Genomic DNA, 15,017 nt, shown 5'->3' on the forward strand with positions numbered 1-15,017 from the left:
GATCTACCTTGTCGTGTTCCGCCCGTGGTGGTGAAGGCCGGACGGTTCGCTGGTCCCGGTGTGGATGAGGAAGGTGGGTCATGCGTTCTGGTCGTCCGTGGGGACAGCTGAAAGGGGACGACCCCGCGCTGCACGATCTGGCCCGCTACCTGCGTGGCCTGATGGACAGTTCGGACCTCACGTCGAAAGAGGTGGGCAAGCGCTGCGGCTGCAGCGACTCGACCGTGTCCAAGATGCTGGGTGGAGATCAGCTGCCCCACTGGGATTTCGTCGCTGCTCTGATCGAGGCGTGCACGTCCTCCGGGTCGCAGGCGGAGGACCGCAGGATCGCGGCGCGCGGCATCTGGAATCGTGCGGCCCAGTCGCACTACCGGCGACCGGCGTCCGAACCCGTGCCGATCGAGGCGCACGCCATGATCGTGCAGGCCCAGGCGGCAACCATTTCGGCACAGCAACAGCTCCTCAAGGTCACCGAGGAGCTGAGCAGGGCGCACAAACAACTCGCGGAGAGCGCACAGGTCGAGTTCCAGGCGTCGCAGGTGATCCTGGTCCTGCAGATAGTTCTTTCGCGGCTCTCCACCCTGATCTCGGGCCTCACCGGCGACCGCGACCGTTATCGAGCCGAGGTGACCAGGTACCGGGCCGAACTCGACGCGACCCAACGCCGGCTCGACGAGGCCCAGCACGAGCGTGGACGCGCGGAAACCCAGCTGGACCAGGCCCAGGAGGAACGGCGGCGGGCGACCGCGCTGACCGGCGAGGCGCGCGCGAAGATCCGCTTGCTCGAGGAGCGGCTCGGCGGTGAGGACGGTCCTGTCGGTGTGCAGAGCGGTGATCTCGCGCTCGACGTGGTGGCGCCTTCTCCCGATGACGTGCTTCTCGACATGGCGGCAGGCCTGGATCGGGTGCAGCGACTTCTGGACCAGCAGGACAGGGAACTGACCGAGCTCGAGACCGAGCGTCCCGAAACCGGAACAGGGACGCGCGCCGGTGAAGGCACCAGGTATCGCGCGATCTTCACCGATTCGGTGACCGGGATGGCCGTCCTGGACCTGGAGGGGCGGATCCTCGAAGTCAACAGTGCCTTGCAGGACATGCTCGGGTTGGACGAGCGGGAAATGTGCGGGCGGAACGTCCGGGACGCGTTGCTTCCCGGACAGTCCGGAGCCCTGCGCAGCTACGAGGAGTTCAGCGCGGAGGAAAAGAGCATTCTGCGCACCGAGGCAGACCTGTACCGGCCTGACGGCGAAAGACTTTGGACGCTGTGCACCTTCTCGCTGGTGCGCGACGATCACGGCGAGCCGCAGTACCAGGTCGCGATGGTCGAGGACGTCACCGACCGCCACCTGCTGCAGAACCGTCTGCGGTACCAGGCTCTGCACGACCCGCTGACCGGCCTGCCGAACCGCGCGCTGCTCCTCGAACGCCTCGGACGGGTGATGAACAACAGGACCGAGCACGCGCGTGCCGGTCTGTGTTACCTGGACCTGGACGGCTTGAAGGTCGTCAACGACTCGCTCGGCCACGACGTCGGCGACCAGCTGCTGGTCGAGATCGGCCGTCGGCTGGACGAGTGCGCGTCCGGCGAGGGCAGGCTGGTCGCGCGCATGGGCGGCGACGAGTACATGATCCTGGTCGAGGGCACAGCCGGCGTGCAGGACGTCATCGACGTGGCGGACCGCGTGCTGGCCGAACTGGAGGTGCCGATCCGCGTCGGCGGCCACGATTTGGCGCTCTCGGCGTCCATCGGCATCGTCGAACGGCAACTGTCCGGTACCACCTCAACGGACCTGATGAGGGACGCGGACGTCACGCTGTACTGGGCGAAGGCGGACGGCAAGGCGCGTTGGGTGCTCTACGACCCGGAGCGCAACGCCCGCGAGGTGGCCAGGTTCACCATGTTGTCCAGCATGCCGAGGGCGCTGGAACGCGGAGAGTTCATCGTCGAGTACCAGCCAATGGTGCGGCTGGAGGACACAGCCGTGCTGGGGGTGGAGGCGCTGGTGCGCTGGGAGCACCCCGAGTTCGGAAGACTTTCGCCTGATCGGTTCATCCCCCAGGCCGAGGAGACCGGTCTCATCGTGCCGCTGGGCCGCCGGGTGCTGCACAGGGCGTGCGTGCAGGCGCGACGCTGGCTCGACGAGTTCGGCGCTCGGGCGCCGTTCGTGTCGGTGGACGTGTCCGCGCGCCAGTTGCGAGCCCTGGATCTGTTCAATGACGTGAAGAGCATCCTGGACGACTGTGCGCTACCGCCGCATCTCCTCCAACTGGAGATCACCGAAAGTGCGATCACCGCGGCGGACCACGACTTGCTCGATGGGATGGAAGGGTTGTCCGACCTGGGAGTCCGGATCGCGATCGACGACTTCGGTGGCGGCTCCTCGAACCTCACCATGCTGAAACACCTGCCCGTGCACGAGGTGAAGATCTCCGGCGCTGTGCTGCTGGGCCTGTCCGCCGACGAGGTCGACCCGGTCGACGCGCAGGTCGTGGCTGCGCTCGTCCAACTCGCACACGCTCGGCGTCTGGGCGTTACCGCTGTCGACGTCGAGACACCCACGCAGGTGAAGCGGCTGCACCGCATCGGTTGCGACGCCGGACAGGGCTGGTACTTCGCGCGCCCCACCGGGCCAGAGGACATCGCCGAACTGCTGCGCGGTCGATAAGTCCTGGAGATTCTGTCCTGTTTGACCTGTCCGATGCCTCCGAACGGCCGTATCCGGCATCCGTTGCCTGTGCCTGGATAGATGGGAGCGCTCTTACAACGTTGTAAAACGAAGGGGATCTCGCCGATGAGAAAAGCCGCCCCCGTACTCGTCGCTCTCCTGCTGGCGCTGGGCGTCGCGCCCGGCACGCCGCCGGCGGGTGCCGCCGAGCCCGTGCACGGCCTGAAGGGCGAGTACTTCAGCATGTCGGCGCCGGGCGCGCGGGACTTCGCGAACCTCGCGGGCACCGTGCTGGACGCCGAGGTGAACCACCAGGACCTCACCGGTGTGTTCGGGTTCCTCGCCGGACGCACCGAGCACACCACGGCACGCTGGACCGGAAGCATCGCGGTGCCGCAGACCGGCGAGTACACCTTCCACGCCATCGGGGACAACGGGTTCCGGCTGTTCGTCGACGGCCGGCCGGTGATCGACCACTGGGTCGGCGACTGGGATCGCGAGCAGACCAGCGCGCCGGTCGCGCTGACCGCCGGCAGGCAGTACGACTTCCGGCTGGAGATGTTCCAGGACACCGGTGGCGCCAACATGTTCCTGCGCTGGTCGAGCGCGACCACGCCCAAGCAGATCGTGCCGGAGTCGGCGTTCACGCCGCCGGCGGACTTCCAGGTCGTGCCGCGCGCGGCGGGCGTCTCGAAGGACGGCCGGGTGCTGACGGCGGACTTCGGCGGCCGCGTCTCGGGCACGGGCGACCTCAAGGAGCACCTGCGCGTCGAGGTCGACGCGACGCCTATGCCGGTCTCGGTGATCACGGCCAGTCGCGGCCGGGCCACGGTCCGGCTCGCCGAGGAAGTGTTGAAGGACCAGAGGGTCAGGATCTACTACGACGGCGCGGGCGCGTTGGCCGTCGACGGCAAGAAGGTCGAGAAGACCGCTCGCACCGTCAAGAACGCCTCTGTGGAACGGCTCAGGACGCCGTGGGGTGAGAAGGTCGACACGCGCAACCCGTTGCCGGAGTACCCGCGGCCGCAGCTCGAACGGGACAGGTGGGTCAACCTCAACGGCCCGTGGGAGTTCGCGGCGGCGAAGGCAGGGCAGCAGCCCGTGTTCGGGAAGCGGTTGCCGGAGAAGGTGATCGTGCCGTTCCCGATCGAGTCGCAGCTCTCCGGGCTGGAGCGGCACGAGGACCACATGTTCTACCGCCGCACGGTGACGGTGCCGCGGGACTGGTCCGGGCAACGGGTGAAGCTCAACTTCGGCGCTGTCGACCACGAGGCGAAGGTGTGGGTCAACGGCAAGCTGGTCGCCGAGCACTCCGGGGGCTACACGGCGTTCAGCGCGGACATCACCGATGCGCTCAAACGCGGTGAGCAGGAGATCGTCGTCGCGGTCACCGACACGACCGGCCCGCACCAGCCGAAGGGCAAGCAGTCGCGCAACCCCAGCGGCATCTTCTACACGCCGTCGTCGGGCATCTGGCAGACGGTGTGGATGGAACCGGTGCCGGACAAGGGGATCGACGAGATCAAGACGACGCCGGACCTCGCCACGAGCTCGCTGGCGGTCACCGTCAGGTCCGCCGGGAACGCCACCGTCACGGCGGTCGCGAAGGACGCGCGCGGCAGGCAGGTCGGCACGGTCACCGGACCGGCGAACTCGAACCTCACGCTGCCGGTGCCGAACCCGCACCTGTGGACGCCGGACGACCCGTACCTGTACCAGCTGGAGATCAGGCTGGGCGGCGACCGAGTCAAAAGCTACTTCGGCATGCGGTCCACCGGGATCACCACCGTCGGCGGAACGCCCAAGCTGACCCTCAACGGCCAGCCGATCTTCTCGCTGATGCAGCTGGACCAGGGCTTCTACCCGGACGGGCTGAACACGGCGCCGAGCGACGAGGCGCTCGTGTTCGACCTGAAGGCGCAGAAGGACCTCGGCTTCAACTCGGTCCGCAAGCACATCAAGGCCGAGCCCGCCCGCTGGTACTACCACGCGGACCGGCTGGGACTGCTGGTGTGGCAGGACTTCGTGTCCATTGAGGACGGCAACAACCCCAAGGCACAGCAGGCGTTCCTCAACGAGAGCCGTGAGCTGATGCAGCAGCTGCACAACTACCCGTCGATCTACGCCTGGATCGTGTTCAACGAGGGCTGGGGCGAGTGGGACCGCACCGTCACGGGACAGATCACCGACGAGGTCAAGGCCGCTGACCCGAGCCGGATCGTCAACGCGCACAGCGGCGTGAACTGCTGTGCCTCCAAGGGCGACTCGGGCAAGGGCGACGTCATCGACCACCACGACTACAACAACACCGACCCGGCGCGTCCGGACGGCAAGCGGGTCGTGATGGACGGCGAGCACGGCGGCTTCACGTTGCGCACGCCTGGACACCAGTGGCCCGGTGCGCCGATCGCGATCTACAGCGGTGTGGCGAGCAAGGCGGCGCTGACGGCGAAGTACGTCGACAACACCCGCACGTTCTACCTGGGCCAGGCCCGCGCGGAGCTGTCCGCGTCGGTCTACACGCAGGTCACCGATCTGGAGGGCGAGCTCAACGGGCTCTGGACCTACGATCGCAAGCGCATCAAGGTCGATCCCGGCCCGGTGCGCGAGATCAACCGGCGGGTGATCGAGGCAGGAGCGAACGCCGGCAAGCCGTACCCGTACGCCGAGCGCGGCGAGTGGAAGCTCAACGACGGCAAGGGAACGGCGGCGAAGGACTCGAGCGGTGGCGGCAATCCGCTGACGCTGAGCCCGACCGGCGCCACCTGGAAGGACGGCGCGCTGGAGTTCCGCAACGGCTCGGCGGAGACCTACGGCCCGGTCATCGACACGACCGGCGACTACTCGGTGTCCGCGAAGGTGCGGCTGGACGAGCTGCCGGACAACTACGCCACCGCGGTCAGCCAGGATGGCAGGGAGCGCGAAAATCCGTTCTACCTGCAGTACGGGCAGGGCGCGTTCGCGTTCAGCACGCCGGGCGGCAACCGGGCCCGGTTCGAGATCACGCCGGAGCTCGGCCGCTGGTACGAGCTCAAGGGCGAACGGGTCGGCGACGAGATCCGGCTCTACGTGGACGGGTCGTTGGTCGCCACGGCTCCGGCCGGGCCGGCGATCGTGAGCACCGGCGCGCTCGCGGTGGGGCGGGCCAAGTTCGGAGGTCAGAACGTCGACTTCTGGCGAGGCGCGATCAAGGACGTCCGGGTCACCTCTTGATGTTGTCGCGGTCGGCCTCACCGGTGTCGTCGGATCAGCGCCCACAGGATCAAGGCTGTCACCAGTAGGCCGAGGCCGGCCGCGACTCGGAAGTCCAGCACCCACAGGAGGAGGCTGAACGCGCAAGGCCCGGCGACGAGCAGGAACCGCAGCCCTCCGTCCGCCGACGGTGCCGGTGGGGTGAGGTCGTGGGCGGACGTTTCCGGCGGGCGGCTGACCGCGGCCTGAACAGGCAAGACGGTCGTGTCATCCGAACGCCGGATCCCGCAACGGCGGTCGTCGAGCATCTTCTGCGCTTTTCGGTGCATGTCACCGTCGAGGTCGGCGAAGATCTCGACGGCCTTCTCGAGATACGGGGTGGCCTTGAACGTGTCCGCGTTGGCGAGATCCCACAGCGCCCACGCCTCGGCCAGTCTGTTCTTCGACTGCTGGTGGGTCTTGAGACTCTCCAGCAGGTAGCTGATCCGCTCGTCCGTGTCCCCGACGACCGATCTCGGCAGGCGTTGTGGCAGGAAGTCGTCGTACCGCACGTGTGCGGCGGCCAGTGCTTCGGCCGCCTCGTGGTGCTCCAACGCCTGATCGGGTTTCTCCTGCAACCAGTAGTAGTAAGCAAGTGCGTGGTGGGCGATGGCGACGCCACTGGCGTCCTCAACGGACTGCCAGAGCTGGAGAGCCGTTTGCCATTGCTCTTCCGCGACTCTGAGGTTGCCCATGTTCCACGCCGCCACCCCGCAGCAGTACGTGCTCATCGCATGACCGCGGAGGTCGTCCAGGGCCTGCCACCGCAGGGCGGCCTGGTCGTAGAGATGCGCTGCCTTCTTGAACTCCCGGTAGCCGTGGTAGACGTCGGCCAGGATCTGGTGTGACCACGCGTGTGCGTGGCTGTCCGCGAGCGCGCCGGCGACGACGAGCGCGCCTTCGGCAACTTCGAGGAACTCGTTGCGCGGCAAGGTGTTCCCGAAGAATCCACGCAACGCGACGGGGATGCGCCACGCGGCCTCGTCGGTGAGGCTCTTCGCGAGCTGCAAGGCGGCGATGAGGTTCGCGCGTTCGGACTCGCACCAGGACTGCGCCTCGCGGGCATCGGTGAACGAGATCAGCGCCGCTGCATCGGGCGCGAGCTTCGGCGGCTCGTGGGGCTGATGTGGAGTTGTGGCGGCGGCCTCCTCGGCGCCGTTGCGGTAGAAGGCGAGCATCCTTTTCACCGCATCGGTGGTGTCCTCGGCCGAGTCGTCCGCGTGTGCCATCTCAGTCGCATAGGCGCGGAGGAGGTCGTGGAAGCGGAATCGGCCCGGGGTGGGTTCTTCGACCAGGTGTGCTCGCGCCAGTTCCTCGAGACCGGTTTGGGCGTCCGGCACGCTGATGCCCGCCAGCGCGGCGGCGACGGGGCCGCCGAAGTCCGGGGTCACGTGCAGTCCGAGGCGCCGGAACAACAGGGCGGTCTCGTCTGAGAGCGTCTTGTAGGACCACGAGAAGACCGCACGCACGGCGACCGTCTTGTCCTCGGGCGAGGACAGGACCCGAAGGCGCTCCCGCACGTCGGCCAGCTCCGCGACGAGAGCCGCGATCGGTCGTTGGGGCCTGAAGGCGACGATCTCGCCGGCGATCCGCAGTGCCAGGGGGAGATGGGAGCACAGCGCCGCGAGCTCCGCGAGGATCGTGTCGTCCGCGTCCTCGTGGACGACACGGAGAACCTCCCGCAGCAGTGTGACGGCCTCCGCCGTGGACAGGAGGTCGAGTGTGATGCGCCGGGCTCCGTCCCGGCTGACCAGACCCGCCAGCGCGTTCCTGCTCGTCACCACGACCACGCAGCCGGCGTTCCCGGGCAACAGCGGCCGGACCTGGTCCTCGGAGGAGGCGTTGTCCAGAACGACGAGGATTTTCCGGGACGCCAGCAAGGACCGGTAGAGCGCGCTCTTCTCCGCCACACTCGGGGGAATGTCGGAAGCGGGTGTGCCGAGTGCCCGGAGAAAGTGGCTCAGGGCTTCTTCCGAGGTGACCGGCGGCTCCGGATCGTAGCCTCTGAGGTTGATGTACAAATCCCCGTCGGGGAATTCTTTCCGGACGCGGTGCGCCCAGTGCAGGGCGAGGGCGGTCTTGCCGACGCCCGCCGTGCCGGCGATGGCGGAGATCACCAGCGCCGAGGTGTCCGCCCCGGCGATGTCCTGCAGGAAGCCTTCCAGCCGGCCCATGTCGTCCACTCGTCCGGTGAACAAGGCGACGTCGGCCGGCAATTGCCGCGGGACGACCGTCGTGGGTGAGTCGGTGGCGAGGCTGACGTCGCCGCGGACGATCCCGATTTGGACGATGTTGCCACCGACATTGGAATTCTCGGTGACCAAGGAGGTCGAGTCGTCCTCACTCACTTCGAACCTCACATCAGCTCACGCCGGACCGCTGGAGGTCGAACAGGTTATCAAGCGGCGAGCGCCGCCCCATTCGTGTTACCGGGAAGGTGTGAATCCGAATTCCGGTCGGCGTGGATTCGTGCTGGTTCGAGAACTCGTCACCGCCCCGGCTGTCTTGTTCCCACGAGTCCGTTGACGTGCGCGTAGGCGACGGCGTGCACGCGATCCCGTAGTCCCAGCTTGGCCAGCACCCGCGAGACGTGCGTCTTCACGGTCTCGTCTCCGACGTGCAGCTGAGCCGCGATCTCGGCATTGCTGTGCGCCGCTGCCACCAGCAGCAGCACCTCCCGCTCGCGTGCGGTGAGCAGGGCGAGCTCCGGGGGAGTGGGTGGTGTGGCGAGGCTGACGGCGAAGCGCGCGATGAGCCGTTGCGTCACGGACGGGTCGATCAACGCGTCGCCTCGTGCCGCCACCCGGACCGCGGAGATCAGCTCCTCGGGCGGAAGCGACTTCAGGAGGAACCCGCTGGCGCCCGCGGACAGCGCCCGGTACACGTACTCGTCGGTGTCATACGTGGTCAGCAGCAGGACCTTCGTGCGGTTCGCGGGATCGGCCAGGATCATCTCGGTCGCGCCCAGGCCGTCCAGCTTGGGCATCCGGATGTCCAGCACGGCCACGTCCGGGCGCAGACGGGCCACCTCGGTGACGGCGGCCCGGCCGTCGGCCACCTCGGCGACGCACCGCAGGTCGGGCTGGGTGTCGAAGATGGCGCGCAGGCCCGAGCGCAGCATCGCGTGGTCGTCGGCCAGCAGCACGGTGAGGGTCATGACGCCTCCAGCGGGAAGGTGACGACGGTGCGCCAGGTCCGTCCGTCGGTGGCCAGGCCGGACTCGGTGGTGCCGGCGAACATGCCCGCGCGGTTGCGCATGCCTGCCAGGCCTCGGCGCACCGAGCCGGAGCGCCCGTTGCCGTTGCCCACGGCGTTCGAGGCCGAGATGGTGAGCGCGTCCGGGGCGTAGTCCAAGGTCACCGTCACGCCGGACGCGTCGCCGTGCCGCAGGGCGTTCGTCAGCATCTCCTGGATGATCCGGTAGACCGTGATGTCCAACGACTCCGGCACGTCTCGGGGCGAGCCGCGGACCTCCAGGCGCGCCGGGGTGCCGGCCGCGCGCACGCCGTCGAGCAGCTCGTCCACGTTGTCCAGGCCCGGTTGGCGGGCGCCTTCCGACTTGTCGCCGTGCAACAGGTCCAGGAGGTGGCGCAGGTCGACCATCGCGGCACGGCTGGAAGTTTCGACCGAGCGCAACGACTTCTCCAGGCCGCCGTTGCCGTTGGGCAGACCCAGGCGGGCCGCGCCGGCGTGCAGGCCGATCGCGCTGACGTGGTGCACGATCACGTCGTGCAGGTCGCGGGCGATCGCGCTGCGTTCCTCGGTGATGGCCTTGGTGACGGCTGCCTGCGCGTCCGCCTGCTCCATCGCGGAACGCTTCTCGAGTTCGGCGAAGTAGGAGCGGCGGGCCGTGGTGTAGCGGCCGACGAGCCACGGCAGCACCGCGATCTTCGCCACCACCAGCAGCGACAGCACGACCTCCGTGCGCATCACCAACGGGCAGATGAACGCGCTCACGGCCAGCACGCCGAGAGAGGCGTAGGCCGGTGTGCCGCGCAGCCAGGCGCCGGCGCGGTAGCCGGCGATCAGCAGGCCGGCCTCGTTGGCGTACATCTGGTCGCCGACGGCGAACAGGACGATCAGCGGGACGGCCGCCTGGGCCGCGGCGACCCAGCCGGAGTACCTGGTCGGGCCCGCGAGCATGAGGTCGACCGCCAGGGTCATGATCAGCACCCCGGCCGTCTGTCCCGGCGTGCCGTCGGAGAACAGCACGAAACCGCCGTCGGCGAGCATGCAGGTGGCCGCCACCAGCCACGACTGGTGCTTGAGAGGGAGCTTGATCGGGTGCATCGCTGAGGAATCTTGCCGCATCCGGGCGCCGGGTTCGTCATCCTTCGCGGGGGCCGGAAATCCCCCGCGCGGGGGACCCGATTTCCGTCGCGGCAGTGACGCTTCGGGCCGGTGGTGATCGTTACGTTCGGCCACGATGAAACGAAGCGTCTCGATCCTGCTGCTCACGCTGGGTGCGATCCTCGGAATCGCGGGCCCGGCGCTCGCCGACGGCGCCCAGGCCGGTGCGGACGTCCACGTCGCGCAGACGCTCGGCGACCGCGACCTCACGGTGATCATCCGACGGGTCGCCGAGGTGCCCGGACCAGTGCACGTCGACGTGGTCACGCACGCCGGTTCGCCGGCGGGGGAGATCACGCTGACCGCGCGGGCGGCGGGCGCGGCGACCAGCACCACGAAGGTGGTTCTGGGGGAGAAGCCCGGTTTCCACTCGGGTGTCCTGCGGATCGACCGGCCCGGGCCGTGGGAGCTGGCGGTCGACGAGGCGACCATTCCGTTCGTCGTTCCGGCGCTGGTGCCGTCGCCGTGGGAGAACGCGACCTACGGCGGGTTCATCGCGGCCGGCGTGCTGTTGTTCGTGGCACTGCTGTTGGCGGTGTTCGGGAGGCCCGGACTCGCGCTCGTGCCGACAGCGGGCGTGATCGCCGCGGTCGCCGTCGCGGCCACGGCGGCGTTGCTCTCGCCGAGCATTCCGCCGCTCGCGCCGCCCGGCACGCAGCTGGATCCGACGTTCGACAACGTCAACGATCCCTACCAGCGAACGTCCATAGTGGACTTCTCGCGGCCGCCGGTGAACCTCGTTCCTGGTGTTCGTGGCGATGATCTCGTGCTCAGTCTGACGGACGGGTCGTCAGGGCGGCCGGTGGACGACCTGCTGGTGCACGACAGCGCGTTCATCCACCTCGTCGTGGTGTCGCCGTCCGGGAATCTCCTTCACCTGCACCCGATTCGCACGGCACCGGGCGAGTACCGCGCCCGGCTGAAGGCTGCGGAACGGGGCACGTACGCGCTCGCCGCCGAGATCGCCCGGCGCGGCGGGGGAGTGCAGCTGCTGCGGTCCAGCATCGAGGTCTCCGGCACGTCCGCTGCTCGGCCGCAGGACGGAAAGGCAGCGCTGGCAACGGAAATCCGGGAGGCGGGCCGGCCGAGCACGATCACCGCGGGCTTCGGTGAACGGGATCTGCAGCCGTGGCTGGGCATGCTCGGGCACATGATCGTCATCGGGCCCGTCACCGACAGCCCCGCGAAGGCACCGATCTGGGCGCACGTGCACTCGATGATCCCGCCGACGCCGGGCCTGCCCGACAAGCCGGACGAGAGCGTGGCCGCATACGGGCCGGACGTGCCGTTCACCTACTCGTTCCCGTTGCCGGGCAAGTACTTCGTGTGGATCCAGGCCGAACGGAACTACGAGATCGTCACCGTGCCGACGGTCGTCGACGTTCCCGCGGCGAAGGGGGTTTCGGAGAAGTGAAGCGTTCTGCGCTCGTCCTTCTGGCCGCGGTGATCGCGTTGGCCGGCGTGCTCGTGGTGGTGTGGCCGCGCACCGTGGAGGCACAGCCGCAGCTCGCGGAAAGCGCGCAACTCCGGTTCGTGCTCACGCCCGCGAGCACGAAGTCCGGCAGGAACTCGTTCGACCTGCGGGTCACCGACCGGTCGGGTCACCCCGCCCAGGGCGCGGTGACGGTCGAACCGGCGATGCCGCAGATGGGCCACGCGCTCGCCCCGATCACCGCGGGCCCGGCGGAACCCGGCCGCTACGAGGTCGGCGACGTCGACCTGCTGATGGCCGGGCAATGGGAGATCACCGTGTCACTCAATGCGGAACGGGTCGTCATCCCGTTGCTGCTCACCTGAAAGGGGAGGATCAGTGGCAATCGCCGCGACAACGACGACGCAGGCCAGGTTCGTCGTCCCGAGGGGGTTGGTCCCGGCGAGCTTCGTGCTCGGCGGAACCCTGCTCTCGCTCATCGGCCTGACCTGGGACATCCAGTGGCACTCCGACGTAGGGCCGGACACGTTCTTCACGATGCCGCACCTGTTCCTGTACACGGGCAGCGCGCTTTCCGGCATCGCGAGCCTCGCGGTCGTGCTGATCACGACCGCGAACGCCAAGCGCGACAAGGCGATCGACCCGATCGTCGGCGGCCGCGCGGTCGGCGTCTTCGGCCGCACGTTCGCGGCACCCGTCGGCTACCTGATCTCCGGCACCGGCGCCGCGTTGTTCCTGGTGTACGGCCTGTGGGACCAGTGGTGGCACGGCCTGTACGGCTTCGACGCGGTGATCGAGTCACCGCCGCACATCGGCCTGCTGCTGTCGATCTCGATCACGATGGTCGGCACGGTCATGATCTTCGCGGTCGCACGTGACCAGCGTTGGGGCGTCTACGGTGTGGTCGCGACCGCGGCCGTGCTACTGGTGTTCAGCATGGTGACCGTGCTCGGCCTGCGCGCGGTGCCCGACGGCCTCGCCAACCCGGTCGCCGCGGGCACGGCGTTCACCTCGGTGATGATCCTGTTCATGGCGGCTCACGCGCTGAACCGGCGCGGTGGTGCTCTCGCCGTCGGTCTGTCGGTCGCGGTGCTGCAGGCGGTGTTCTGGTGGTTCTCGCCGTGGGCGGCCAGGGTCTACGCGGACGCCACCGGCCTGCCGCTGCGCGACTACGCCGACGGCATCCCCGGCCTGCCCTACACGATCCCGATGTGCCTGATCGTCGTCGCGGTGGCGGTGGAGCTGCTGCACCGGCTGCCGGCGTGGATCCCCGGCGCGCTCGGCGGCGCGCTCATCGCGGCCTGCGTGCCGCTGCAGGCCGTCCTCGTCTACGGCGCCCCGTTCCACCCCAACGGCAGGTACCTCGCCACCGTCGTGCTCTCGGCCGCGTTCGGCGCCGGCGCCGCGCTGCTCGGGCGGCGGTTCGGTCAGATGCTGCGCCACCTCGCACCAGCAAAGGAAGATCGCCATGCGTAAGACGTTGCTGGGACTGTTGGGGACCTGCTTCCTGCTGCTCGGCCTGGCCTCTCCGGCGCTCGCGTTCGAGCCGGTGAACGTCGTGCACACCGAGAAGGTGCAGGCGGGCCCGTACAACCTGACCGTCGGCTTCAGCACGTGGCCCGTGAAAGCCATGCAGTCGCTGGACTTCACGTTCGCGCCCGAGGACGGCATCGCGGGCAAGAAGGGCACCTTGACCATGGTTCCGGCCCATGGCGAGCCCGACGACACCCCGCTCGCGCGCCATCCCCGCAAGCGGGACGTGTGGGGGCTGGACATCCACGCGCTGCCCGAGCCGGGCACGTGGACGTTCCGGTTCGACATCTCCGGCCCGGCGGGTCCGGCTTCCGGTGAGCTGAGGAACCTCCAGGTGATGGAGCAGCCGGGACCGCCGATGGGCCTGTCGTGGGCGATCAGCACCATCCCGTTGTTCGGCCTGATCGGACTCATCGTGGTCGCATGGCGCCGGACCCGGGTGAATTCGAATTGACCGCAAAGGCGGACTGACGCAGAGTCCATCGGCGGTGGACAGCGAATCGTGGTCGAAGGCCACACTCAGGGTGTGGGCCGACGGGCGCACCGCTGCCGAAATCCATTCCGCGCTGGGAATCGGAGAACGGTCCTCTCGGCTGTGGATGCTCGACGTCGGGCCGCCGGACGTGCCTCTCGACGACAGGTTGCAGCTGGTGGAGGCGGTCCTGGCGGAGAAGAGGGAGGTTTTCGTGGAGCTCGCGGCCACGTGCGAAATGGACCTCTTCGTTTCCTGGACGCCGAAGGACGGCCAGGACCACCTCCTGATCAGTGCGAACCTGATGAAGCTGCTCGGCGAGATGGGCGCCCACGTCAAACTGGACACCTGGACCGGCTCCTGACCGGACCGGCCGCGAAGGTAGTGTCGATCCGGTGGGAAAGATCGTCCGCATCGGCGTGTTCTACGACGGCACCTGGTTCGCCTATCTGAGCGACTTCTACGCCACCGCGCACCGGCGGGCGGCCCGGATCTCGCTGGACGGCCTGCACGACGCCGTGCGCTGGTACGTCCACACCGAGACGGGCCTGCCGCTCGACTCCTGCGTGATCGCCGAAGCGCACTACGCCCGCGGCCGCATCGACACGCCGGCTCAGTCGTTCGACGCGGCCTTGGCTGCCGCCGGGATTGCCCGCCACGACCTGCCGCTGCACGGCGGCAAGGAGAAGGGCGTCGACGTCCAGCTGGCGCTCGAAGCGTGGGACCGCGCGATGTCGGTGCCGCTGCAGTGGGTCGTGCTGCTCACCGGGGACGCCGACTTCACCCCGCTGGTGACGCGGCTCGGCGACCGCGGTGTGCACGTGGTCGTGCCGGTTGTGGACGTTCCGGCGGTGGAGGCGCCTGCTTGGACGCCGCGCACCGCCGCGCCGCTGCGGGCGGCCACGCATTTCACGCCAGGGTTCGACTCGTTGTTCGCGCCTGCTGATGCTGCCGACTATCCGTTGCGGCGGGCGTTCGTGCGGTCTTCGGAGGCGGTTGCTTCTCCGGTGGGGGCGCCTCGGGGGCGGCGGCGGGGGACCGTTGCTACTTGGAAGTCCGGGCAGTCGCACGGGTTCATCACCGATACGCGGGGTGGGTCCTGGTTCGTTTCTCGGGATGACTTGCCGGAGGGGTTGACGTTGTTGCTCGCGGGGACGCCGGTGTCGTTCACCGGGTCGCCGGTGCCGGTGGCGGGGCGGAAGTACCCGCGGGCGCAGCTGGTGCGGCTCGACGATTCTGGGCGATCAAGTATTCCGCAATGAGGCTGCTGGCAATTTGCTCGGAATGATCGCGGGCCCCTCGGCATTCGCCGAGGGGCCCGCGATCTTCAGTT

At 68.7% G+C, this 15,017-nt stretch carries 11 protein-coding genes; 8 read left to right on the plus strand and 3 right to left on the minus strand.

The window, feature by feature from the left end:
* Window positions 1–80 precede the first annotated feature (80 nt).
* Together G7043_RS32410 and G7043_RS32415 are read left to right on the plus strand one after the other, a co-directional pair.
* Entirely contained in the window at window positions 81–2,666 is a 2,586-nt protein-coding gene (locus G7043_RS32410) for an EAL domain-containing protein (RefSeq protein ID WP_166052208.1), read from the plus strand.
* 126 nt (window positions 2,667–2,792) lie between these two features.
* On the plus strand, window positions 2,793–5,879 hold the full coding sequence (locus G7043_RS32415) for a PA14 domain-containing protein (protein WP_166052210.1): 3,087 nt from the start codon (window positions 2,793–2,795) through the stop codon (window positions 5,877–5,879).
* A gap of 17 nt (window positions 5,880–5,896) precedes the next feature.
* Here the strand turns inward: G7043_RS32415 and G7043_RS32420 are convergent, their stop codons facing one another.
* From G7043_RS32420 to G7043_RS32430, 3 genes are all read right to left on the minus strand, one after another.
* On the minus strand, window positions 5,897–8,245 hold the full coding sequence (locus tag G7043_RS32420; protein ID WP_166052212.1) for an ATP-binding protein: 2,349 nt from the start codon (window positions 8,243–8,245) through the stop codon (window positions 5,897–5,899).
* 140 nt (window positions 8,246–8,385) lie between these two features.
* A complete protein-coding gene (locus tag G7043_RS32425) occupies window positions 8,386–9,054 on the minus strand; it encodes a response regulator (protein ID WP_166052214.1) in 669 nt (222 codons plus the stop codon).
* Window positions 9,051–10,187 (minus strand): sensor histidine kinase, encoded by a 1,137-nt coding sequence (locus tag G7043_RS32430; protein WP_166052217.1) that lies wholly within the window; start codon window positions 10,185–10,187, stop codon window positions 9,051–9,053. The genes G7043_RS32425 and G7043_RS32430 overlap by 4 nt, the downstream gene beginning before the upstream one ends.
* Before the next feature lie 136 nt (window positions 10,188–10,323).
* Between G7043_RS32430 and G7043_RS32435 the strand changes: the two genes are divergently transcribed.
* From G7043_RS32435 to G7043_RS32460, 6 genes are read left to right on the plus strand one after another with little or no spacing between them, the layout of a single operon-like run.
* A complete protein-coding gene (locus tag G7043_RS32435) occupies window positions 10,324–11,661 on the plus strand; it encodes a hypothetical protein (protein ID WP_207312008.1) in 1,338 nt (445 codons plus the stop codon).
* Window positions 11,658–12,044 carry a FixH family protein gene (locus G7043_RS32440; RefSeq protein WP_313888182.1) on the plus strand — a complete coding sequence of 129 codons (387 nt, stop codon included), beginning with the start codon at window positions 11,658–11,660 and terminating at the stop codon, window positions 12,042–12,044. Before G7043_RS32435 ends, G7043_RS32440 begins: the two co-directional genes overlap by 4 nt.
* A 13-nt stretch (window positions 12,045–12,057) precedes the next feature.
* The gene (locus tag G7043_RS32445) at window positions 12,058–13,155 is read left to right on the plus strand and encodes a hypothetical protein (protein ID WP_166052219.1); all 1,098 of its coding nucleotides are present in this window, start codon (window positions 12,058–12,060) and stop codon (window positions 13,153–13,155) included.
* The gene (locus tag G7043_RS32450; RefSeq protein ID WP_166052221.1) at window positions 13,148–13,666 is read left to right on the plus strand and encodes a hypothetical protein; all 519 of its coding nucleotides are present in this window, start codon (window positions 13,148–13,150) and stop codon (window positions 13,664–13,666) included. Before G7043_RS32445 ends, G7043_RS32450 begins: the two co-directional genes overlap by 8 nt.
* 34 nt (window positions 13,667–13,700) lie before the next feature.
* A complete protein-coding gene (locus tag G7043_RS32455; protein WP_166052223.1) occupies window positions 13,701–14,048 on the plus strand; it encodes a DUF4279 domain-containing protein in 348 nt (115 codons plus the stop codon).
* Window positions 14,049–14,079: 31 nt separating this feature from the next.
* Window positions 14,080–14,946: an NYN domain-containing protein gene (locus tag G7043_RS32460; RefSeq protein WP_166052225.1), complete on the plus strand. Its 867-nt coding sequence runs from the start codon at window positions 14,080–14,082 to the stop codon at window positions 14,944–14,946.
* The last annotated feature ends 71 nt before the right edge of the window (window positions 14,947–15,017 follow it).

The organism is Lentzea alba (assembly GCF_011067745.1).
In the GTDB taxonomy this organism is placed as follows: Bacteria; Actinomycetota; Actinomycetes; order Mycobacteriales; family Pseudonocardiaceae; genus Lentzea; species Lentzea alba.

Coding starts and splice junctions, on each gene's coding strand:
- G7043_RS32410 (WP_166052208.1), top strand. CDS start 81: ATGCGTTCTGGTCGTCCGTGGGGACAGCTGAAAGGGGACGACCCCGCG.
- G7043_RS32415 (WP_166052210.1), top strand. CDS start 2,793: ATGAGAAAAGCCGCCCCCGTACTCGTCGCTCTCCTGCTGGCGCTGGGC.
- G7043_RS32425 (WP_166052214.1), bottom strand. CDS start 9,054: ATGACCCTCACCGTGCTGCTGGCCGACGACCACGCGATGCTGCGCTCG.
- G7043_RS32430 (WP_166052217.1), bottom strand. CDS start 10,187: ATGCACCCGATCAAGCTCCCTCTCAAGCACCAGTCGTGGCTGGTGGCG.
- G7043_RS32435 (WP_207312008.1), top strand. CDS start 10,324: ATGAAACGAAGCGTCTCGATCCTGCTGCTCACGCTGGGTGCGATCCTC.
- G7043_RS32450 (WP_166052221.1), top strand. CDS start 13,148: ATGCGTAAGACGTTGCTGGGACTGTTGGGGACCTGCTTCCTGCTGCTC.